Origin of the sequence: Nitratireductor sp. GISD-1A_MAKvit, assembly GCF_040819555.1 — a bacterium.
GTDB lineage: Bacteria > Pseudomonadota > Alphaproteobacteria > Rhizobiales > Rhizobiaceae > Nitratireductor.
Window position 1 is genome coordinate 3011311 of sequence record NZ_CP161920.1, and the last position, 22503, is coordinate 3033813.

Here is a 22503-nt window from a genome sequence, read left to right on the forward strand (position 1 = left end):
CAATCAGTCATTGCAATGCGGAACAATAAAAGAGCATTGTTCACTGAAAACAATATGCGGGAAGGAAAGTATGGGCGCCCCATTCAAAGCGTATGACGTTCGTGGTCGGATCCCGGCCGAAATCAATGTTCCCTTCGCCTATCGCTTTTCACAGGCGCTCAAGCAGAGCCTCAATCCCGGCACGGTGGTTGTCGGCCATGACATGCGCATGGATAGCCCGGCCCTCGCCGAAGCCTTGATCCAGGGCCTTCTCGACAGCGGCGTCAGCGTGCGTCCGGTTGGACGCTGCGGCACGGAAGAGGTCTATTTTCACACTGCTGCCAGTGGTGCGGACGCCGGCCCTGATGGTGACCGCCAGTCACAATCCGCCCGATTACAACGGCATCAAGATGGTGTTGAAAGGCGCATCCGCCGCCACGCCGGACAACGCGTTCAACGGGATCGAGGAGATCATGCGCTCCGATGCGGTGCTGAAGCCGGTTGCCGACTATTCCGCACGCGGCGCCCTGCACAATGTCTGCGACCGCTACGCCTATATCGAACGCCTCCTCAACGAGGTTGCGGGACAGGACCTGAAACCGATGAAGATCGTCTGTCATGCCGGCAATGGCTGCGCAGGGCCGATCATCGACCTTCTGGAAAAACACCTGCCCTTCACCTTCATCAAGATCGACCATGAGCCCGATCCGCGCCTGCCCAATGGCGTGCCCAACCCGCTGCTGCCGGAAAAGCGTGAGAAGGCCAGCAAGGCGGTGATCGAGCATGGCGCGGATCTGGCAATCGCCTGGGACGGCGATTTCGACCGCTGCTTCCTCTACGATCACAAGGGCCGTTTCGTGGAAGGCTATTATCTGGTCGGCATGATCGCGCAGACACTGCTCGGCAAGCATCCCGGCAGCACGATCCTCTATGATCCGCGCCTCACCTGGAACACGATCGACATGGTGGAAAGCGCCGGCGGCGTGGCAAAACCCTGCCGCACGGGTCATGCCTATTTCAAAAAGATGATGCGCGAGGAAAACGCCATCTATGGCGGCGAGATGAGCGCGCACCACTATTTCCGCGATTTCGCCTATTGCGATTCAGGCATGCTGGCCTGGCTCAACGTCATTGCGGACCTTTCGGCCAGTGGCACGACCCTTGCCGAGCGGCTGGAAGAGCGCATCGCCGCCTATCCCTGCTCCGGCGAGATCAACTTCACGGTTTCGGACGCAGCCGAGGTGCAGAAGCGCATTTCAGATCATTACATGCCGAAAAATCCTCAGATCGAGAGCCAGGATGGCCTCGGCATGGTGTTCGACGACTGGCGCTTCAACCTGCGCGCCTCCAACACCGAACCGCTCCTGCGCCTCAACGTGGAAACCCGCGCTGACAAGGCGCTGTTGAAGGCAAAGGTGGATGAGTTGCGGGGGATGATCGAGGGGGCTGGTTAGACAGGTAGCGAGGTCAGAGCTCCGTGGCGAAGCACCCGCTCTTTATATAAAGCGGTTCAGCAAGATGACGCTTCCCACGGAACGGCCCGCTGGCAACTTAGTGTCAGGACGCCGCCTACGACCACCACGCGCGGAAAAACTGAGAAGCAAGAACCGGTTGGAAGGGATCAGAAATGCCTCTTCGCGAAAGCGCGGCCTGAACCGGATTTCAGATACTTTTCAAAAGCAAATGCCTTCGCCCTGTCTTCAAATCCTATCTGAACCACCAATTTCCATGGCCCAAACAAGGATGAGTGGCGCGACTGCGATTCTGATCGGCCTGCATTGTGCCTTCTCAGCCGCTCATCAACGTCGTTTGTGCATCCGACATAATATTTGTCGGCATATGTCAGGCTTTGCAGAATATAAACATAGTGCATGGCGTCTCCGGCCCGCCTTCGCCCTTTGGGCTACGGCGCGGCAGCCTCCACTCGCGCTCCGGCTTGCCCAGCCGTAGCTTTAGCGGAGGCTGGCTGGGGCGGCAGGATTCGAACCTGCGAATGACGGTACCAAAAACCGTTGCCTTACCACTTGGCGACGCCCCAAGACCGAGCGAAGCGGTGGATAGCAGAAGCGCGGCCCCTCGACAAGAAGGCGTTTTGAGCCTTTCTGTGGAGCACGCGCTTTCCGCTCCCTCCCGTCAGGCCAACCATTCGCCGAAAAACTGCGTGACCGTCGCCGGTACATAGCCATCCAGCCCGCCGAAGAACTGTGCCAGCTCGACCGTATCGCCCGCCGTCAAACCCGCCATGACGTGAAGGTGCAGGGCCGTCTCCGAGCCATCGACCGCGAGACTGGAGACATCACCCTTCACCAGCGGCGCGCAAAGATCGACCGTACCGTTCAGCAGCAGCTTCGCTTTCAACACCGTTGGCAGATTGGCGCCGTTCTGCTTCCAGCCAATGGTCGCTCCAAACCGATAGAGCCCGTCCGCCGGTGCGGTAAAGCGGTTGGTTCCAGTGTCAAAGGTCATCTGATCGTTGGCCAGCGTATTGTTGATGGCCACGGTCTGCCAGGTATCGGCAGCGACATACTGGTCATAATTGATGAGGCCGAGAAATTTGGGGTTCGAGGGCAGCGAAACCCGGCCGGAGCTCTCGTCAGCACGCAATGCATCTTTGAACGCTGCGCCATCGGCCGAGACGGCAAGCCGCCAGCCATCCGTGCCCATGAGGCCAGCCGTCGCCTTCGTCACAAAGCCGGTCTGAAACAGGAATCCCACATCGCCGGCAGGGCTCTCCTTGTTCATTGTGTAAAAAAGGCTGCCGGTCCCGCCTTCCGCAGCATATCGTGCGGTCCACAGAGCCTTGTCGAGCCTGGCTGCGAATGGATTGTCGGCATCGGCCCCCATCCCGAAGCCGAAAAGAGCTGCGTTCTGAATTTCCGCACCGCTTTCGGGCAATCCGTTGATGGGCTGCCAGCCAGTGCCGTCGAACGCGACAAGACGGTTCTCATCCACCACAAAGGCGCGCCAGCCGGAGGCGGGTACAAGCTTTTCCCACGCGCCGTCGACAAAATAAGCGACACTTCCGTCCCATCCCTCCCACGCACCCGTTGCCGCAGCGCCCACGATGTAGCACGCACCATCATCCGGACTGGCAGGTGGAGCGGCAAGATCACGGTCGCGTACGGCAAGCTGCACGACCCCGTCCAGTCGTCGGATTGCCTCATTGTGTGTCACGTGCTTCTGCGCCTGCGAGGGCATGATGTAGGGAAGTCCGAGATTGCTTGTCTGTTCCATGTTGGCCCGTTCCTTCTGATGGCCGCAGTTTACAGGCTGCCCCGGTTGCGGGGACAAATACAGGGATAAAGCGGGCGCCTCTCCCCGGCGCCGCTTCCCTTCACGGTGCACGAGGGCTGGCGTTTTCCCGCCTTTCGCGGGTTCTGGCGGGGGAAAAGCGCCCTGCCGAGGTAGGAGCCCCTCCCCATGGACAGGCCGGCGCACCGGATTGACCTGTTGCCTACACCCGGCGTCAACCTTTCCAATTCAAACTGGTCGCCGGATTGTCAAAAGCCTTTCACGTGCGGCAAGGGCAACGCATTCGACAGAACAATGACGGGGTGGGTTCATGTTTGTACCGGTTATCATGGCAGGGGGAATGGGAACGCGGCTGTGGCCGGTTTCCCGCGAAAACTACCCCAAGCAGTTTTGCGCGCTTGCAGGCGACAGGACCATGCTGCAGCAGACCGTGGAACGGCTGGACGGTATCGAGTGTGCCGCTCCGATCACCGTCTGCAACGAAGAGCATCGCTTTCTTGCCGCCGAACAGCTGCGCCAGATCGGTATAGAAAACGCTCCGATCCTGCTTGAGCCGGCCGGGCGCAACACCGCACCTGCGATCGCGCTTGCGGCTCTTCACGCCACGGCCGGCGGTGAAGACCCTCTGCTTCTGGTGATGCCGGCCGACCATCTGATTTTGGACCAGGCGGCCTTTCATGAAGGACTGGCTAAGGCGCAGCAGCTCGCACGAGAGGGCTGGATCGTCACGTTCGGCGTCGTCCCCACCGGGCCAGAGACCGGCTTCGGCTACATCCGGCGCGGAGACCGCATCGACGAGAGCGGATTTGCCGTTGCCGGGTTCCGGGAAAAACCCGACGCGGCCACAGCAGAGAGTTATATCAGGGATGGCGGATACGACTGGAACAGCGGCATGTTCGTGTTCCGCGCCAGCGCCTGCCTCGATGCGCTGCAGACACATGCACCGGCAGTTCTGGAAGCCTGCCGCGCGGCGATGGAAAGGGCCGAGCAGGATACGTCCTTCCTACGCCCGGAGCGTGCCGCATTCGAAGCATGCCCCTCCATTTCCATCGACCATGCCGTGATGGAAAAAACGGACCGTGCCGCTGTTGTTCCGTTTGATGCGGGCTGGAACGACATTGGTTCATGGTCCGCCATCTGGGAAGCGCAGGACAAGGATGCCGATGGCAACGCGCTCATCGGTGATGTCGTGCAGGTCGCCTCGAAAAATTCCATTGCCTTTGCGCACAAACGGCTGGTTGCGCTCGTCGGCGTGGAAGACGTTGTGGTGATCGAAACGGCCGATGCGGTTCTCGTTGCCCAGCGCGATACGGTTCAGAGCGTCAAGGACGTGGTTGAGCAGCTCAAACGGGGCCGGCCGCTCGGAGCATGTGAATCATCGACGTGTCTACCGTCCCTGGGGCGATTATGATTCCATCGACATGGGCAACCGCTATCAGGTCAAGCGCATCACGGTGAAACCGGGGGCAAGGCTGTCGGTGCAGAAACACCATCATCGTGCCGAGCACTGGGTCGTGGTGCGCGGCACAGCGAAGGTTCTTAAGGGTGAAGAGACGATCATGCTCACCGAGAACCAGTCGACCTATATTCCGCTGGGGGAAATCCATGCACTGGAAAATCCGGGGAAAATCCCGCTGGAGCTGATCGAGGTCCAATCCGGATCTTATCTGGGAGAAGACGATATTGTTAGGCTGGAGGATCGCTACGGGCGCGTCTGAGGCACGCCCGTTCTCAGTTCCGGGCGGAGACCGTCTCTTGCGCGTCGGGCAGGCGTGAGGTCCCGCAGGAAAGATAAAGCCCGACGATCAGGAACATCATGAACACCGTGTCGAGAATGTCGTGACCGAACACGATGTTCACGCTACCCCCGCCCGCATACACCGCGACAAGGACCAGCAGGATCATTCCCCCAAGGCGCGTGACCGGTTCGTTTCGCGAGGAAAGTGCGCGTATCGCGAAAAAGGTGATCAGCGCAAACATGGCTACGATGGCACCACCGGCAACAATGCCTCCTTCCACAAGAATGGTCAGAAACCCGTTGTGAAAATGGGTGAACGAGACGTCGAGCCCGTAGCTCTCGTGCAGTATTTGCCTGATCAGGTCCGAGGTGTTCTGGAGGCCGTAGCCCAGGATTGGCCTCTCCGCAAAGAGCTTTAAACCGGTTTCCCAGAGCGCCACGCGCAGCCCCACAGACGTGCTGTAGTCAGCGCTTTGTGTCAGCCTGTCCAGATTGACCAGCAGGGTCTCGAACCGGTCAACGATCAACCCCGATGTCAAGACGACAATGATGAGGGCCATGCCGACGAGCGCGAGGACGCGCCCGCGGATGACTTTCATGACCCTTTTGCGGAACACGAACAGTTCGATCAGGGTAAGAACAATCATCACCCCCCAGACCGAACGCGATCCGGACATGATCACCGCACAGAATGCGGCCATGAATGCAAACAGCAAAACCGGAACGCGTCTGTCATCCAGGATGAGTGCACCCGCCAGACAGGAGAGACCTGCAAGACAGGCGACATCGGCAAACACGAGTGCGTTTCCCGCGCCGCCTTCAGCCCGCAGCCCCAGGTAACCGTACTGGATCAGCGCCAGGACCAGCGCACCGAAGCTGGCCAAGGTACATCCAAGAAGCACGGCATGGGCCACCTCTTGCCGGTCGGAAATGGTCCAGATGGAATAGGAAAACGGGAAAAGCAGGAAGGTCGCCAGCGGCAGAAGCTTGTAGGCGAGCGCCCATGAAGGGTTGCCGGCAAGAAAGGCAGCAATGTTCGCGGCGATATAGACCAGCATGAGTGCCGCCAGCCAGCGCATCGCCCTGTCGGGACTGAGGCGCCGTCTTTTTGAAAGCACCTCAAAGACACACCAGAGCGCTCCGCCATGCCACACAACGCTCGTGACCGATCCAAGTACCGGTGGCAGAGAAAACGCGCCAAGCGTAAAAAGCCTGTTGGTGGTCCGATAGTTCATTGCCGGTTCCGTCGGGAGAGCTTTGCCTCCCACTGCAGTGCATGGCTGACGATCGTTCTTAAATCGTCATAACGCGGTTGCCAGCCAAGCTCGCTGCGACAGCGCTCAGCCTGTGCAACGATCGCCACCGCGTCGCCCGGCCGGCGGTCAACCACGCGAACCTCGAATTCGGTCTGGGACACGGCCTTCACCGCATCGATGACCTCAAGAACGGAATATCCCCTGCCATAGCCGCAATTGGCCACGAGGCTTCCACCTCCAGCGCGCAGACGCCTGAGAGCCAGGTAGTGCGCATTCACCAGATCCGAGACATGAACATAGTCGCGGATACAGGTCCCGTCGGGCGTGTCATAATCCGTTCCGAAAACATCCATGTGATCCCGCTTGCCAGTCGCGGCTTCGCAGGCAACCTTGATGAGATGCGTGGCCCCCTTGGTAGACTGACCGGTTCTCTGGTCAGGATCAGCACCCGAGACATTGAAATACCGCAGGGCGGTGAACTCGAAATCATGGGCTGCCGCACAATCACGCAGCATGAGTTCCGTCATCAATTTCGAGGTCCCATAGGGAGATTCGGGCTGCAGGGACGTGTCTTCGTTAACCAGAAACTGCTCCGGGCTGCCATAAACGGCAGCGGTGGAGGAAAAGATGAAATGCTTTACCCCGCATCGGATCGCACTCTCGATGAGACTTCGCGATTTGACGGTGTTGTTGAGATAATAACCAAGCGGATCGGCCACCGATTCAGGCACGATGATTGAGCCTGCAAAGTGGATGATCGCATCGACATCATGTGTGCGGATGAGGTCTTCAACCAGTTCCTGATCGGCGATGTCTCCCACGACCAGTTGCGCGCCCCCTGCCACGGCCCAGTCGAATCCTGTGCTCAGCCGGTCGAGAACCACCACTTCTTCGCCCTGGTCAAGTAGCTCCCAGACCATGTGGCTGCCGATATACCCGGCACCGCCGGTCACCAGAACGCTCATCCCCAATCCCCTGAAAAATAAAGCGGGCCAGAAATCCCCTTCTGGCCAGCTTTGCATTCCGCTTCAACGCGGCGAGACAGCGAGGTGCTATCGCCCGAAATTGCCGAGCCCGCGCAGCAGCGCCCAGGCCGCAGGCATGAAACATGCCGCCAGAGCAACCTTGATCAGGTCGGGCAGGACGAACGGCACGACACCAAACTGCCAGGCCTTGTCGGCACCGATCAGACCGGCAAGCCAGACGAAGCCAAGCCCCATCAGAACAATCTCTGCCACAAGCATGGCGCTGCCGAGCTTGAGCGGATTGCGGTCCCAGCCGCGGTCTGCCGCCCAGCCAGCAATGGCTGCCATGGCAACAAAGCCAAGAAGATAGCCGCCTGTCGGCCCCATCATGTATGCCAGTCCGATGCCCTTTTCCGGCGTTCCCTGAAAGACGGGCAGGCCCATCGCGCCTTCGGCCATGTAAAGAAGCAGCGTCGCAACACCGAGTCGCATGCCGAAAGTGGCACCGATCAGCAGAACCGCGAGCGTCTGAAGGGAAAGATCCACCGGCCCAAGAACAACACGTGTCTTTGCCGAAAGTGCGAGCAGTAATGTAGCTCCGAAGGCCAGAAAAACCTGCGTCGCCAGGCGCCGCGCGCCATGATGCGGCAGTGCCTGCGAAACGAAAGATTGTGAAGCGATAGCGAGCGACATAGCTCCTCCATTCGTGCTTTATGCGATTTGATCCGCTTTCCTTCTCCTATAGAAGCTTCCATGGTATGCGGCAACCTGAATGCGCTCATCCGGCGCGCAACTCCCTGCCTTTTCGGACATTTGCCCATGGCCCTGGAATTCGAGACCCGATTTGAGCCGGCTTACGGCGAGGCAGTCGAAATCGCACCGGACGTCCTTCGCCTGACCGTCAACAATCCCAGCGCCTTCACCTTTCATGGTACCAACAGCTACATCGTGGGAAAGTCGTCTCTCGCCGTTATCGACCCGGGTCCTGAAGACGAAGCGCATCTGGCCGCTCTTCTGAAGGCCATTGGCAACAGACCCGTCAGCCATGTTTTCGTGAGCCACACCCACAGGGATCATTCTCCGCTAGCGGCCCGCCTTGCAGCGCAGACCGGCGCGATCATTTGCGCTGAAGGCCCCCACCGCCCTGCCCGCCCCCTGCGGATCGGAGAAACCAATCCTCTCGATGCCAGCGCGGACCTTGATTTCAGACCCGATCTCCGGCTTGCCAACGACCAGCTGGTCGAGGGCGATGGCTGGGCGCTGCGCACCATCCACACACCGGGGCATGCCGCCAATCATGCCGTTTTTGCGCTTGAAGGCACCGGCATCGTGTTTTCGGCCGATCATGTCATGGCGTGGGCCACCTCCATCGTCGCTCCGCCGGACGGTGCCATGTCCGATTACATGGCATCGCTAGATCGTCTCCTGGAACGCGACGACAGGGTTTTCTTCCCCGGCCATGGCAGCCGTGTCCGCAATCCCCGGCGTTTCATGCGCGGGCTCAAGGCTCACCGAAAAATGCGCGAGCGCGCTATTCTCGAACGCATCACACGGGGAGACCGGACCATTGCCGAGATGGTCCGGTCCATCTACCGTGACACCGACCCCCGCCTTCACGGAGCGGCAGCGCTCTCCGTTCTTGCCCATCTTGAAGATCTTGTTGCCCGTGGCTCCGTCACGACCGACAACGAACCTTCCATCGACGGGGTTTATTTTCCCGCCTGATCGGCGCTGCGGCCGCTCCGGAAACGAGCCGGGACAGTTTAAACCGCCGCGAGAAGTGCCAAGCGCTCATCGAGCTCATTCAGGAAGCGCTTGATGCGTGCCGCATTGTCACCAAGGTCATGGCGGCCATAGCGCGAGGCAGAGCGCATCTCAACGAATGTCGCTGTCTGGTCGTCTTCGATGCGAATGGCGACATCGGCCGGAAACCCCAGGAAATATGAATGCGCCAGACCTTCCAGCGTCACGCTGGCGCCGGCAAGCTTCGCCTTCGACATCCCTTTGGGCTGCCACCCGCGCTCTTCCATCATCAGGTGTACGACTTCGACCACTTTCTCGGCGGTATGTTCGTAGCGGCGGCCGGCAATCTCGGGATACTCGGAATGCTGAAGGTCGCGATTTTCATCCGTTGCATCCACGAGCGCATTCATCGCCCCCGTTCGGGCGCCTGCAGCCAGTGGCATTTTCGGCGGATCATCCAGATCCGATGAGATGTCCATCAGCGGTGGATGCTCGAAAAAACGATATGCGGAAACACCGTAGGGGGTCAGCGCAATGACGGCGACGAAGATCCCGCCTGCCGCGACCGACGCACCGGAGGAGCCATGCTCCCAAACCTGAACCAGCGCAATGCCACCTAGCACCAGCGACGCCAGCGACAGCGCACCGGCGATACCAAGAAGCCAGAAGAACGGAACAGTCTCCAGGAGACCGAAACGATGTCCCGCTCCCGACACAAGAAACAGCGTTAGCGAGAAAAACGCGCCCCGTCGACACCAGGGTGCTGCAGGGGCCTGTTGCCGTATAAATCTGGCTTTCATCAGCTCAATCGGGCGTTCTGCTTTTTCAAGGACAGTTCCTCATACCCCATAGACCGCCTCCGTTAAATCCGATTTCGGTTTATTCTTCGGCGTTTACAGTGGATGCACAAGACCGGGCCGATGCCCCCAGATCGGGTTTGGCAAGCATAACCCGCCACATTGCAGCCATCGTCTGGGTCAAAATACCCGTTTGGAGGGGATGGGCGGAAATGTCATGAGGTACCGCCATGCACACACTGGCTCCCGAACACGAGGATAGGGCAACACGCTCCCTTGAATTGGTCGAGCTGGAGCTTGCCCTCAAGCACCAGAACCTTCTAGCCCTGGGCTTCGAGGGGACGGTTCTGGAAGCCCTTGAACAGGTAAACGGGCGGCTCCTCTTCAAGCTGCGACTTGATGGTGTCGACGACTGCGACTGGGTGGCCGCTGTGGCACTGAAAGAACAGTCCCACGAAACATTTGCGCTGATCACACAGGAATCGGAGAGCGGCTCCATTGGGGTCGAGCCCATCGAGACCAGCCACTTGCCCGTAGCCGGGATAGTGACTGCGTTTGCAGGCCTGATATCAACGATCGAATGCCCCCGGTAGTTTGCAGCCCGTTGCCATACGTGACTTTACCACGAGGAACCGCGTCGCATGGCGCGCGTTGTGCCGGAAATGGAGTAAAGCGGCATGACGAGTGTGAAAAACCCTGCCCCGGGCTTTGACCGAAATCCCGACAAGCGGATCACGATACGGCCCTGCGCTGAAACGGTGCGGGTCATTGTCGACGGCACCGAGCTGGCCTGCACGCAGCAGGCCAAGCGCATGCGTGAGAGCGGCTGCCCCGAGGTGGTCTACATTCCGTTTGCCGACATCAATTTCGCCCTCCTTGAACGCACCGGGACGCGGACGCACTGCCCCTACAAGGGCGATGCATCCTACTGGCGGCGGACTGGGGCCGGAGAACCGGGGAGCGACATCATGTGGGCCTACGAAAACCCGTTCGACGAGGTCATCGAAATCAGGGACCACGGCGCTTTCTTCACCGACCTCGTCGAAATCAAGAAAGGCTAGCCGGCCGCGCTCTCCCGGATTGCGGCCTGCGCCGCAGCCAGTCGCGCGATTGGAACCCGGAAAGGCGAACACGAAACGTAATCCAGCCCCACGGTCTCGCAGAACCGTATGGACGCAGGGTCTCCGCCGTGCTCACCACAGATGCCAAGCTTCAGGCCGGCGCGGGCCTCCCGCCCCTTTGCCGTGGCGATCCTGACCAGTTCCCCAACGCCATCGACATCCAGAGAGACGAACGGATCCTGCTCGATGATGCCGCGTGTGCGGTAGGTCTCGAGAAACGAAGCTGCATCGTCCCGTGAAATACCGAATGTGGTCTGTGTCAGATCATTCGTTCCGAAAGAAAAGAACTCGGCGCTGGCAGCGATTTCATCGGCTCGAAGAGCTGCGCGCGGCAGTTCGATCATCGTCCCCACGAGATAGTCGAACGTGACGCCCCGCTCCTCCATCACCGTCCTTGCAACCGTGTCGATGCGCTCTTTCACGAAGGTCAGCTCGGCTGACATGCCCACCAGCGGCACCATGATTTCCGGCACCACCGGGGCTCCCGCCTTCTGGGCGGCATCCGCGGCCGCCTCAAAGATCGCCCGCGCCTGCATTTCGGCGATTTCCGGATAGGAAATCGCAAGCCGGCAGCCGCGATGTCCCAGCATCGGGTTGAATTCGTGCAATGCTTCCGTGCGCTGGCGCAGCTTGTCTGTCGAAACGCCCATGGCTTCGGCCACTTCCGCGATTTCTTCATCCGTCTTGGGCAAGAACTCATGGAGTGGCGGGTCGAGCAGGCGGATGGTCACGGGAAGCCCGGCCATCACTTCGAAAATTTCAACGAAATCCGATCGCTGCATGGGAAGGAGCTTGGCAAGTGCCGCGCGCCGGTCGCTCTCGGTATCTGCCACGATCATTTCGCGCATGGCAAGGATGCGCCCATCATCGAAAAACATGTGTTCGGTGCGGCAAAGGCCGATGCCCTCCGCCCCGAAAGACCTTGCCGTGCGCGCATCGGCTGGCGTTTCGGCATTGGCGCGCACACGCATGCGCCGTGCCTGGTCTGTCCAGCCCATGATGGTGGAGAAATCGCCGGAGAGTTCCGGCTGCAGCATGGGAACCGCCCCCTTCAGAACCTGACCCGTAGCGCCATCGATGGTGATCGTATCGCCTGCCTTGAGCAGCTGCCCCATGGCGAGGAGAACGCCTTTGCGCTGGTCAACGCGCAACGAGCCTGCCCCCGAAACGCAGGGCTTGCCCATGCCACGCGCCACCACGGCCGCGTGGCTTGTCATGCCGCCGCGTGTGGTCAGAATGCCTTCTGCTGCATGCATGCCGTGGATATCTTCCGGACTGGTCTCCACCCGCACCAGAATCACCCGGCGCCCTTCCGCCTTTGCCTCTTCGGCGGCTTCGGAGCAAAACACGATCTCTCCCGTTGCGGCTCCCGGGGAAGCCGGTAGCCCCATACCGATAATGTCGCGCGGAGCGGAGGGGTCGATGGTGGGATGCAGAAGCTGGTCGAGTGATGCCGCGTCGATGCGTGCCACGGCCTCTTCTCTCGTTATGAGCCCTTCATTGGCCATGTCGACGGCGACCTTGAGGGCAGCACTGGCCGTGCGCTTGCCCGAGCGGGTCTGCAGCATCCATAATTTGCCGCGCTCGATGGTGAACTCCAGATCCTGCATGTCGCGATAGTGCCGCTCCAGCGTGTCGGCGATCTGGATGAAGCTGGCAAACGCCTCCGGCATCAGCTTTTCAAGCGAAGGCTTGTCGGAACCCGCCACAAGCCTTGCCGCTTCGGTAATGTTCTGTGGCGTACGGATGCCGGCAACCACGTCTTCGCCCTGCGCATTGACGAGGAATTCGCCATAGAGCGCCTTTTCGCCGGTCGAGGGGTCACGCGTGAAAGCCACGCCCGTCGCCGAGTCCTCGCCCCGGTTGCCAAACACCATGGCCTGCACGTTCACCGCCGTGCCCCAGCTTTCGGGAATGTCGTGCAGCCGGCGATACGTCATCGCGCGCGGATTCATCCAAGAGGAGAACACCGCGCCCACCGCGCCCCAGAGCTGTTCGTGCGGATCCTGCGGGAACGGCGCACCCAGTTCGGTTTCGATGCGTCCCTTGTAGAGCGCGATGACATTCTGCCAGTCGCCGGCGGAAAATTCCGTGTCGACCTCATAGCCAAGCCGCGCCTTCTCCTCTTCGAGGATCTCCTCAAAGACATCATGGTCGAGCCCGAGCACCACATTGCAGTACATCTGGATGAACCGGCGGTAGCTGTCATAGGCAAAGCGCGCGTCATCCGCCTCCGCCGCAATCGCCTCAACCGTCGCATCGTTGAGGCCCAGATTGAGCACCGTGTCCATCATGCCGGGCATGGACGCCCGCGCACCCGAGCGCACCGACACCAGCAGCGGCGCCCCGGCATCGCCAAAGCGGCGACCGGCCACACGGCCCACCTCTTCGAGCGCCGCCTCGACCTGTGTTTTCAATTCGTCCGGATAGGTGCGGCCATTGGCATAATAGTGGGAGCAGAGTTCGGTGGTGATCGTAAATCCGGGCGGCACCGGCAGCCCGAGACTGCACATCTCGGCCAGATTTGCACCCTTGCCGCCGAGCAGATTCCGGTCGCCCGCACTGCCTTCGGCACGTCCATCGCCAAACACATAGACCCACTTGGTCATGCTGCATTCCCCTTCCGGTCGTTCTGCCGGCGCTGGAACCCTGCTGCACCGGCCACGGGAGGCAGCGTTAAGGGGCTGCGCACGCCATGGCAAGGCCGCCTTCGGCACCATCCGCCGCTTTATCGATTGAAGAGTTCATTTTTGTTCACCCGAAACCACCCCGTGCTCCGGAAAGGTCCAGCTCCCCCTTCACAAGGGGGCCGGCTACCCCTCTTGCCATCGGAAACGCGATATTATAGAACAAACAAGGAACATTGGAGAGAAAGATGCGCAGAACCGGAAAGCTCGACTATATCGAAATGCCAGCAAGCGGTGAGAGCCTCGGTCAGGTCAAGGCGTTTTACGCAAAGGCCTTCTCCTGGAAGTTCACCGATTATGGGCCGGCATACTCGGCGTTTTCCGAGGGTCTCGACGGCGGTTTCGACGGCAACCCGGAAGGAAACGACAAACCGCTCCCGGTGCTGTTCAGTGAAGATCTCGAAGCCACCTTGAAGACGGTCGAGGCAGCTGGTGGAAAGATCGTGAAGCCAATCTTTTCTTTCCCCGGCGGTCGCCGCTTTCACTTCGTCGATCCCGCCGGAAACGAATTGGCAATGTGGAGTGAATCATGACAATGGCGAACATGGCTGTCCGTCCTGATGTCGGACATTGCAGCGATGAAACCGACGAGCGGGAAGAAATGTTAGCCTGCCTCGCGCAGGCGCTCGGCGGTCTGCAGATCGACCGAGACGAGCTGGCTGACGCCCTGCTCGGCCATGGTTACACCGAACAGCCTGCTCATCCGCGCCATGGTGATGGGATTGTGCGTGATGACTACAAAGCGTGTGTCCGTTGAGGCAGCCATTTCATCCATGAGGTTGCAGAAGCGCTCGACATTGTGATCGTCGAGCGGCGCATCCACCTCGTCCAGCACGCAGATGGGGGCGGGGTTCGTCAGGAACACAGCGAAAATCAACGCCATCGCCGTCAGCGCCTGCTCGCCACCTGAAAGAAGCGTCATGGTTTGCGGGCGCTTGCCGGGCGGACGGGCGAGAATTTCAAGCCCGGCCTCAAGCGGATCATCGGATTCGATCAGCTGCAGTTCGGCCGTGCCGCCACCGAACAGATGTGTGAAAAGACGCTTGAACTGCTCGTTGACCACGTCGAAAGCGGCCAGGAGACGTTCACGCCCCTCCTTGTTCAGGCTCTGGATCGCGTGCCGCAGCTTTTGAATGGCCTCAATCACGTCCTCGCGCTCTGAGACAATGTTTCCGTGCCGCTCATTGAGTTCGGCCTGTTCTTCCTCCGCGCGCAGATTGACCGCGCCCAGGCGTTCACGCTCCATCTTGAGGCGTTCCAGCCGCCGCTCCACATCGGCGATGTCCGGCATTGGCGCGTCGGGCTGCAGCTCGGCCATTGCCAGCACTTCGTGGGGCGGTACACCCAGAATTTCCTGGATGCGCGCTTCGGCTTCTTTTCTTCGTTCCTCTGCCGCCGTCATGCGCTCTTCCGCGCGCGCCCTGCTTTCGCGTGCCGATGAGAGCGACTGGATGCTCTGCGTCGCCAGCTTGTCCAGTTCCGCCTGCCGGTTCTCCGCCTCCTGCAGCTTGTCGGCAGCCTCCCTGCGCACGGCCTCGGCGCTGGAAATCTGGGTCAGCAGGGAGCGCCCGCGCATCTCGATTTCCTCAGGTGCCTCCGCCAGCTCCTCAAGCTCCGCTTCGGTATCGGTGCGGCGCTGCAAAAGTGCAGACGTGTGGCGGTCGGCGTTTTCCACCCGTGACTGCCAGTTGCGTCGTTCGGCAGCGATGGCTTCAAGGCGCCGCCGGCGAGCCTCCGCCTCGCGGCGCAGTCCCTCATAGGCCGCCCGTGCCTCGGCCACGGCTGCCCGCTTGGCTGAAACCTGTGCTGCCTGGTGATCGAGACGCTGCTGCAGTTCGGTAATGTCCGGTGCCGCTTCAAGCGCTTCTTCCGCAGCCAGGGTCGCAGCCTCCGCTTCCTCCAGATCCTCGACAACACGGCCGCGCGCCTCTTCCAGGCTCATGCGGCGGCTTGACAGCTCGCCCGCAGCCTTTTCGGCACTCGCGAGCGCATCCCTTGCCCGGCTGAGTGCTGCCTGTGCCTCCCGCGCTTCCTCGCGCGCACGTCTTTCTGCTTCAACGGCGGCTTTTACCCCCTGCTCCGCGTCCGACAGGGCTGTCTCGGCTGCATGCAGGCGCGCCGAAGCCTCGATCACCTCGCCGTCCAGCTCCGCCAGGCGGTTCTTCTGGGCAAGCCTCTGTGCTGCGGCGGTCGGTGCATCCGCACTGGCGCGGTAGCCGTCCCAGCGCCACAATGCGCCATCGCGCGCCACCAGCCGCTGGCCGGGTTTGAGTTCTTTCTGCAATCGCGCGCCATCTTCCGCATCCACAATACCGATCTGCGCGAGGCGACGTGCGAGCTGTTCAGGCGCCTTGACCACGGAAGCAAGCGGCACGACGCCACCAGGCAGCGCCGGGTCGTCGGCTCCGATCTCCGACGGCCCCCAATAGACCGGGGCAGCGCTGTCCAGCGGCACATCGAGGTCTTCGCCGAGGGCCGCGCCCAGCGCTGTTTCAAACCCGCGCTCCACCCGCAATTGCTCCAGCACCGCGGGGAAAAGATCCCCCCCACCCGCATTCAGGATCTTGCGAAGCGTCTGCGCTTCGGTCTCGACCCGCCCGAGCTCCGCACGGGCATCCTGCAGCGGCGGCCGGGCAGCCTGTTCGGCCTCGCGGGCGCCTGTCACCCGCTCTTCAGCCTCGGCAACGGCTTCTTCGGCCATTTCCAGGCGTTCTGCAGCTTCATCAACCAGAAGCCGTTTTTCCGCAGGATCCGGCAGACCCGCAATTTTCGCCGAGATGTCCTGCAGCTCCGCATCCATGGTGGCAACCTGCCGTGCGAGCCGGTCCCTGCGCTCGGCCTGCTCCCTTATGGCGCGCTCGACCTGCTGACGGCTTGCCGAAGCCTCGGCCTTTTCGGCCGTCAGGCGCGAAAGCTGCTCCTCGGCCGTCGCCAGTTCGGCCGAAACCGTTTCGAACACGTTCAGAAGTTCGCTCTCGCGTCCATCCGCCCCCTCGTCGGCTTCCCTGAGGGTCTCTTCCTCTTCGGCCAGTCTTGCAAGCGCTTCGGCATTGTCGCGCACCATCTGCTCTTCGCGGGCGATGTCGGCATTGAGCTGATCGACCCGTTTCCTGAGCTCCTGGGTGCGCGCTTCCATGCGCCGCGCTTCCTCTTCCATCTGCGTTCTCGCGATGGTCAGCCTCTGAAGGGCAGCCGCGGCGGCGGCTTCGGCCTCGCGCAGCTTGGGCAGTTCATGTGCGGCAATCGCCTGGGCCTTGGCCGCTTCCATCTGCTCGCTAGCCGTCTCCCCGACCAGAGCCGTGGCCTTGGAGAGCATGCTTTGCGCTTCGGCTTCCTGATCCTTGGCCGATGACCAGCGCAGATGCAGCAGGATCGCCTCGGCCTTGCGGACTTCCGCCGAAAGGTTCTTGAAGCGCGATGCCTGCCGCGCCTGGCGTTTCAGACTGTCGATCTGGCTGTCAAGTTCACTGACAACGTCGTCAAGGCGTTCGAGGTTCTGCTCCGCTGCGCGCAGCCTGAGTTCGGCTTCATGCCGGCGTGAATGGAGGCCGGAAATACCTGCAGCTTCTTCCAGAAGTGCGCGGCGCGCCTGTGGTTTTGCCTGGATGAGTTCGCCAATGCGCCCCTGCCCCACCATCGATGGAGAGCGTGCGCCGGTCGACTGATCGGCAAAAAGCAGCTGGACATCGCGCGCGCGGGCTTCCTTGCCGTTGATCCGATAGACCGAACCGGCCTCGCGCTCGATCCGCCGGGAGACCTGCAATTCGTCGGCATCGTTGAAGGCCGCGGGCGCTGTCCGGTCGGCATTGTCGAGAAACAGCGTCACCTCGGCCGTATTTCGGGCCGGGCGCGTCCCCGATCCCGAAAAGATCACGTCGTCCATGCCGGAAGCGCGCATGTTCTTGTAGGAGCTTTCGCCCATAACCCAGCGCAGCGCTTCCACCAGATTGGACTTGCCGCAGCCATTCGGCCCGACCACACCGGTCAGACCGGTTTCAATGATGAATTCGCTTGGTTCAACGAAGGATTTGAACCCCAGAAGACGCAGTTTGGTGAATTTCATGCCGGGCCCACCCTGTTGCACGCGCGCAAAATCAACGGGCAGTCTTCCTGTCCGTCAATGCAAGCCCACAATGCGTCCCGGCGCTTCATCAATCCAAATGGCTCCCGAGTGCTTCTTCCAGCGGATGAAGAATGGCGGAACAGCCGAAACCGGCAAACGCTCCAACCCCAATCACACGATGCCTTGACTTCATCCAGAAGCTCGAGCTGCGTCAAGCAAGCTTCGGAGCTCTCTTGCGAGAAATCCGCAAATTCGCCGGTTTTCAACAGGGTTGAGCGGAAATTGCACAGCTCAACCCGACATGCGTGCGCTGTAAAACAAATTCGGGAAACAATGAAATAATCGCCTGTTGAACGGTCTCCGGGCGCTCCTACGGCCACCCAACCGGGGGAGCCACAGCCGGGTGCGGGACGTATCAGCGCCCGCCTGGGAAAGGCATGATCGCGCCACCGATCGAAACGGCTGGCGCGATCATGTGCTGTCAGAGCATACCGTCAATCACTGCGGAAATTTCGTCGATCGACATGGCGCCCGAGTACTTCTTGCCATTGATGAAGAAGGTCGGCGTCGCATCGATGCCAAATTCTTCAGCGCCGCGGGTGCGCACGGACCGCACATTCTCCAACAGCTTCTGATCGGTCAGACAGGCTTCAAAGCTCTCCTGGGTGAAACCGGCCAGTTTGGCGATTTTCAGGAGAGCAGACTGCGCATCCTGGACCGGCGCCCAGTTGCCCTGCTGCTTGAACAGAACGTCGACCATGGCGAAATACTTGTCATCGGAGCAGCGCGCGAGCATGAAACCGGCTTCCGCGCGCGGATCGAACGGGAATTCGCGCAGGATGAAACGCACCTTGCCCGTCTCAATGTATTTCTTCTTCAGATCGGGATAGGTGCGGGTGTGGAAAGTCGCGCAGTGGCTGCATGTCATCGAAGCGTATTCGACGATGGTAACGGGCGCGTTTTCATCGCCCTGCACCTTGTCTTCCAGCGCCCCTTCTTCAAGAAGCTTGTCCATGTCCACTGTCCCGGTCGATGCCGGAGCGTCCACGGCAGCCGTGGTGACCGGATCTTTCGCAGCCGCCCCCGCATCTGCCTCGGCACTGCTGTCTGAGCATGCGGCCAACCCCAGACCAAGGGCCGGCAGGGCGGCCATGGAAAGAAGAAGTCTGCGGCGCTGGATCAGTTCGGACATGGAATTTCACCTGTTTGTCTTGGAGTGTTACCTGCGAGAACGCCACAAAGCTGGCGTTTCGGGCGAATTTGGGTCAGGGGCGGAATTTTCTGAAGCAGGCGCCCCATCACGTTTTGGTGATCGGTCTCATCTGCGCCGCCCCAGAATGCTGGCTCCCAGGTTTTCGAGCGACTGGCGCAGGGCGTCGTCTTCCACGCCCGCGATAAGCGCCTCGATCCGCGCGCTTTCGCCAGCCGTCAGCGGTCGCGAGGGCGCGGGCTTGCGTTTCGGGGCAACGGCCACCGGTTTTTGAACGATCTTGATTCGCCCCACGGCGGCAAATCCCATGAATGCGTTCACCCGGCCGATCACCTCGCCTGTTTCGTGCTGCAGCCGCAGTGCCGCCGCGCCCTCACAGGCGATCACAAGCGTGGCCGGCTCAAACGGATCATCCTCGTGCCGCCTTCGGGGCCAGGCAAGCTTTTCTGGCCTTGTGCTGAGCGCAAGGCGTTCGCCGACGATCTCCGACCAGCATTGCACGAGCTCGACAGAGAGCCCGGCTCGCTTGCGCATCACCGGATCCAGAATGCCCGTTGCCAGATCGCTCACAGCGACGGGATTGCCGTATTGCCTCTTCCCTGTCATGACATGACTTCTCGAATTGATCCGAAACACCTGTTGGGCTCCGCCACAGTATGGCACGCACGGAAGCGCCGGTCACCGACGCACATGCTTCTTCTGGCGATTTTTCGCAGCCGCTTCTCGCCTGGTATGATCGCCATCACCGGAACCTGCCCTGGCGCACCCCTCCCGGCGAGACGAAACTCGGCGTTCTGCCGGATCCCTATCGCGTCTGGCTGTCGGAGGTCATGCTTCAGCAGACCACGGTCGGTGCGGTCAAACGCTATTTCGATTTCTTCACGCACACATGGCCGACGGTCGAAGCCCTTGCCGCGGCTGAAACCGATGACGTGATGAAGGCATGGGCAGGTCTCGGCTATTATTCGCGGGCGCGCAATCTGAAGAAGTGCGCCGAGACTGTCGCTTCGCAACACAATGGCCGCTTCCCCGACACCGAAGCCGACCTCAAGGCCCTGCCCGGTATCGGCGATTATACCGCGGCCGCCATCGCCGCCATCGCATTCAACCGCCCCGCCGCCGTGGTGGACGGGAACATCGAGCGCGTCATCACACGCTTTCACACGATCGAAACCCCGCTCCCGCATGCCAAGCCAGAGATTCGCGACCGGGTCAGAAAAGTGCTGCCAAACGACCGGCCAGGCGATTTCGCACAGGCCATGATGGACCTTGGCGCGACGATCTGCACGCCGCGCAAACCGGCCCTGCGTGCTTTGCCCCGTCTCCGCCGGTTGCTCGGCAAGGCGAGATGGCTCTGCAGAGCGCTTTCCCGTCAAGGCCCCGAAGGCGGAAAAACCCGCGCGCAGGGGAGCCGCTTTCGTCGCCGTGCGTGCCGATGGAGCTGTTCTCCTGCGACAACGCGCTCCCACGGGTCTTCTGGGGGGCATGAGCGAGGTGCCCGGCAGCCACTGGACGGCACGCCGGGACGGCGTCACCGACACCACGGCCGCTCCCTTCCCCGCCGACTGGCGCGAAACCGGAACGATCCGCCACGTTTTCACACACTTCGCGCTTGAGCTTTCGGTCTTTCGTGCGGATATTCATGACGATGTGCCCACCACCGACGGCTGGTGGTCATCCCCCGACAGCCTCCCCGGCGAAGCACTGCCGACGGTGATGAAGAAAGCGATCGAGGCCGCAATACCGGGGGCAACGAAAAAGCGCCCGAAAGGATAGATCTGCATGAACGAGATCCGTCACATCGTGTTCGACATCGGCAGGGTCCTCATTCATTACGACCCTGAAATACCCTACCGGCGCATCATTCCAGACGACGAGGAGCGCCGCTGGTTTCTGGAGACCGTGTGTACGGGCGACTGGAATGTGGAGCAGGACCGCGGACGCGGCTGGGAGGAAGCCGAAGCCCTTCTCATTGCCGAGCATCCCCATGAGGAAGACAACATCCGCGCCTTCCGCCGAAACTGGCACGAGATGGTGCCCCATGCCTATGACGACTCGGTCACCCTGCTCGAAAAACTGATCGACAATGGCCACGATGTCACGATGCTCACGAACTTTGCAGCAGACACGTTTGCCGAGGCAAGAAAGCGTTTTCCCTTCCTCAATCGGCCGCGCGGCGTCACCGTCTCCGGCGAGGTGGGCATCATCAAGCCAGACCGCGCCATCTATGACATTCACGTCGAGAGTTTCGACCTCGAACCCGGGGCGACGCTCTTTATTGACGACAGCGAGAAGAATGTTGAAGGCGCAAAAAGTGCCGGCTGGCAGGCCGTGCATTTCATTGATGCGGAGAAACTCCGGCAAGACCTCGCCGCCTATGGTTTCTCGCTGTGAAGAACGGGGCGCCTCGCCGAATCACAAACTGATTCACAAAAGCGCTCCATCTCCCTGATTTTCTGAACGTTTGCGGCTCCCGAACATCTTCTGGAGCCGCCGTTGCGCCGCACTCAGGCTGCCACGCCCTGCATGTTTTCACGCATGATCTGGCGCAGGCTGTCGATCGGCTTGAGGCCGCCATCTTCCTCGAAGTGCCAGAAGGTCCAGCCATTGCAGGCGTCGAGCCCCTGAACCCGTGCCCCGATGCGATGGATCGAGCCCGCCTCGTCACCGATGGCAATGGTGCCGTCGGCGCGCACGCTGGCCGTCCAGCGGCGCTTCGCATCATGCAGTTTCGTGCCGGCCTGCATGAGGCCGGCATCCAGAAGACTGCCAAATGCCACGCGCGGCGCCGCGCGCTTGGGCTGCATCTGCGCCAGGTCCATCTCGTTCATGGGTTCGACTTCGGCAATGCGCGCGCTGGCCGCCTCGATATAGTCGTCCTGCCGCTCGATGCCGACAAAATGCCGGCCAAGCCGCTTCGCCACCGCGCCCGTTGTGCCCGATCCGAAAAAGGGGTCGAGCACCACATCACCGGGTCTGGTCGAAGACATGATGACTCGAGCCAGGAGTGCTTCCGGCTTCTGGGTCGGATGCAGCTTGCCACCCTCCTCGTTCTTCAGGCGCTCCTTGCCGGTGCAGATGGGGAACAACCAGTCCGAACGCATCTGTACATCGTCGTTGGAAGCTTTCAGCGCCTCGTAGTTGAAGGTGTATCCCTTGGTCGATTTGTCACGCGATGCCCAGATCATCGTCTCATGCGCGTTCTGGAACCGGCGACCACGGAAGTTCGGCATCGGATTGGTCTTGCGCCACACAATGTCGTTGAGCAGCCAGTAGCCCAGATCCTGCATGACAGTGCCGACGCGGAAGATGTTGTGATAGCTACCGATCACCCAGATCGTGCCGTTGGGCTTCAAGACACGGCGTGCGGCCAGCATCCATGCGCGGGTGAAGGCATCATAGGCGGCAAAGCTGTCGAACTGATCCCAGGCATCGTCCACGGCATCGACCCGGGACTGGTCGGGGCGGTGCAGATCTCCCCCGAGCTGGAGATTGTAGGGAGGATCGGCAAAGATCACGTCGACGGATTTCTCGGGCAATCGATCAAGAGCTGCAATGCAGTCCCCCTTGATGATCGTATCGAGCCATTCGGCCTTTTTCGGTTCGGGTGCAAGCTCATCGATACGACGCACGGCGGACATGGACTGACCTCTAACTCGGACTGTTTACCTGCCGTTATGGTTACGGAAGAT

General features: G+C 61.0%; 17 protein-coding genes, 1 tRNA gene and 3 pseudogenes. 9 read left to right on the forward strand and 12 right to left on the reverse strand.

Annotated elements, in window-relative coordinates:
* Window positions 1–70: 70 nt before the first annotated feature.
* Window positions 71–277, forward strand: a pseudogene (locus tag AB2N04_RS15825) (phosphomannomutase); the annotation flags it as partial.
* A gap of 67 nt (window positions 278–344) precedes the next feature.
* Entirely contained in the window at window positions 345–1433 is a 1089-nt protein-coding gene (locus tag AB2N04_RS15830; RefSeq protein ID WP_367715456.1) for a phosphomannomutase, read from the forward strand.
* Window positions 1434–1600: 167 nt separating this feature from the next.
* Here the strand turns inward: AB2N04_RS15830 and AB2N04_RS15835 are convergent, their stop codons facing one another.
* From AB2N04_RS15835 to AB2N04_RS15845, 3 genes are all read right to left on the reverse strand, one after another.
* Entirely contained in the window at window positions 1601–1852 is a 252-nt protein-coding gene (locus AB2N04_RS15835; protein ID WP_367715457.1) for a GIY-YIG nuclease family protein, read from the reverse strand.
* A gap of 90 nt (window positions 1853–1942) precedes the next feature.
* Window positions 1943–2017: transfer RNA gene (locus AB2N04_RS15840), tRNA-Gln, on the reverse strand.
* A gap of 95 nt (window positions 2018–2112) precedes the next feature.
* Window positions 2113–3213, reverse strand: coding sequence for a DUF2793 domain-containing protein (locus AB2N04_RS15845; protein WP_367715459.1), 1101 nt, complete (start codon window positions 3211–3213; stop codon window positions 2113–2115).
* Window positions 3214–3541: 328 nt separating this feature from the next.
* On the opposite strand from AB2N04_RS15845, the pseudogene AB2N04_RS15850 reads away from it, so the two are divergent.
* Window positions 3542–4949, forward strand: a pseudogene (locus tag AB2N04_RS15850) (mannose-1-phosphate guanylyltransferase/mannose-6-phosphate isomerase).
* Window positions 4950–4962: 13 nt separating this feature from the next.
* Here AB2N04_RS15850 and AB2N04_RS15855 read toward each other — a convergent pair.
* From AB2N04_RS15855 to AB2N04_RS15865, 3 genes are all read right to left on the reverse strand, one after another.
* Window positions 4963–6204: an O-antigen ligase family protein gene (locus AB2N04_RS15855; protein ID WP_367715461.1), complete on the reverse strand. Its 1242-nt coding sequence runs from the start codon at window positions 6202–6204 to the stop codon at window positions 4963–4965.
* Window positions 6201–7190: a UDP-glucose 4-epimerase GalE gene (gene galE / locus AB2N04_RS15860; protein WP_367715462.1), complete on the reverse strand. Its 990-nt coding sequence runs from the start codon at window positions 7188–7190 to the stop codon at window positions 6201–6203. The genes AB2N04_RS15855 and galE overlap by 4 nt, the downstream gene beginning before the upstream one ends.
* A gap of 87 nt (window positions 7191–7277) precedes the next feature.
* Window positions 7278–7883: a biotin transporter BioY gene (locus AB2N04_RS15865; RefSeq protein ID WP_367715464.1), complete on the reverse strand. Its 606-nt coding sequence runs from the start codon at window positions 7881–7883 to the stop codon at window positions 7278–7280.
* A gap of 126 nt (window positions 7884–8009) precedes the next feature.
* Here AB2N04_RS15865 and AB2N04_RS15870 point away from each other — a divergent pair, with 126 nt between their 5' ends.
* Window positions 8010–8915, forward strand: a complete 906-nt coding sequence (locus AB2N04_RS15870) for an MBL fold metallo-hydrolase (protein WP_367715466.1) — start codon at window positions 8010–8012, stop codon at window positions 8913–8915.
* 38 nt (window positions 8916–8953) lie between these two features.
* On the opposite strand, the gene AB2N04_RS15875 is transcribed toward AB2N04_RS15870, so the two are convergent.
* Window positions 8954–9733 (reverse strand): DUF1499 domain-containing protein, encoded by a 780-nt coding sequence (locus tag AB2N04_RS15875; RefSeq protein ID WP_367715468.1) that lies wholly within the window; start codon window positions 9731–9733, stop codon window positions 8954–8956.
* A gap of 227 nt (window positions 9734–9960) precedes the next feature.
* Here AB2N04_RS15875 and AB2N04_RS15880 point away from each other — a divergent pair, with 227 nt between their 5' ends.
* Complete coding sequence (locus tag AB2N04_RS15880) at window positions 9961–10323, forward strand: hypothetical protein (protein ID WP_367715469.1); 363 nt, start codon at window positions 9961–9963, stop codon at window positions 10321–10323.
* Window positions 10324–10407: 84 nt separating this feature from the next.
* Window positions 10408–10791 carry a DUF427 domain-containing protein gene (locus tag AB2N04_RS15885; RefSeq protein ID WP_367715471.1) on the forward strand — a complete coding sequence of 128 codons (384 nt, stop codon included), beginning with the start codon at window positions 10408–10410 and terminating at the stop codon, window positions 10789–10791.
* Here the strand turns inward: AB2N04_RS15885 and ppdK are convergent.
* A complete protein-coding gene (gene ppdK / locus AB2N04_RS15890; protein ID WP_367715472.1) occupies window positions 10788–13460 on the reverse strand; it encodes a pyruvate, phosphate dikinase in 2673 nt (890 codons plus the stop codon). The two genes, AB2N04_RS15885 and ppdK, sit on opposite strands and share 4 nt — an antisense overlap.
* A 266-nt stretch (window positions 13461–13726) precedes the next feature.
* Between ppdK and AB2N04_RS15895 the strand changes: the two genes are divergently transcribed.
* Complete coding sequence (locus AB2N04_RS15895; protein ID WP_367715473.1) at window positions 13727–14071, forward strand: VOC family protein; 345 nt, start codon at window positions 13727–13729, stop codon at window positions 14069–14071.
* A gap of 71 nt (window positions 14072–14142) precedes the next feature.
* Here the strand turns inward: AB2N04_RS15895 and smc are convergent, their stop codons facing one another.
* From smc to AB2N04_RS15910, 3 genes are all read right to left on the reverse strand, one after another.
* On the reverse strand, window positions 14143–17601 hold the full coding sequence (gene smc / locus AB2N04_RS15900) for a chromosome segregation protein SMC (protein WP_367715475.1): 3459 nt from the start codon (window positions 17599–17601) through the stop codon (window positions 14143–14145).
* A 481-nt stretch (window positions 17602–18082) separates the two neighbouring features.
* Window positions 18083–18793: a DsbA family protein gene (locus tag AB2N04_RS15905; protein ID WP_367715477.1), complete on the reverse strand. Its 711-nt coding sequence runs from the start codon at window positions 18791–18793 to the stop codon at window positions 18083–18085.
* Between the two features lie 126 nt (window positions 18794–18919).
* Window positions 18920–19417: a DUF721 domain-containing protein gene (locus AB2N04_RS15910; RefSeq protein ID WP_367715478.1), complete on the reverse strand. Its 498-nt coding sequence runs from the start codon at window positions 19415–19417 to the stop codon at window positions 18920–18922.
* Window positions 19418–19467: 50 nt separating this feature from the next.
* Between AB2N04_RS15910 and mutY the strand changes: the two are divergent.
* Window positions 19468–20587, forward strand: a pseudogene (gene mutY / locus AB2N04_RS15915) (A/G-specific adenine glycosylase).
* A gap of 6 nt (window positions 20588–20593) precedes the next feature.
* A complete protein-coding gene (locus AB2N04_RS15920) occupies window positions 20594–21205 on the forward strand; it encodes an HAD family hydrolase (protein ID WP_367715479.1) in 612 nt (203 codons plus the stop codon).
* A gap of 113 nt (window positions 21206–21318) precedes the next feature.
* Here the strand turns inward: AB2N04_RS15920 and AB2N04_RS15925 are convergent, their stop codons facing one another.
* On the reverse strand, window positions 21319–22452 hold the full coding sequence (locus tag AB2N04_RS15925; protein ID WP_367715481.1) for a site-specific DNA-methyltransferase: 1134 nt from the start codon (window positions 22450–22452) through the stop codon (window positions 21319–21321).
* Window positions 22453–22503 lie beyond the last annotated feature (51 nt).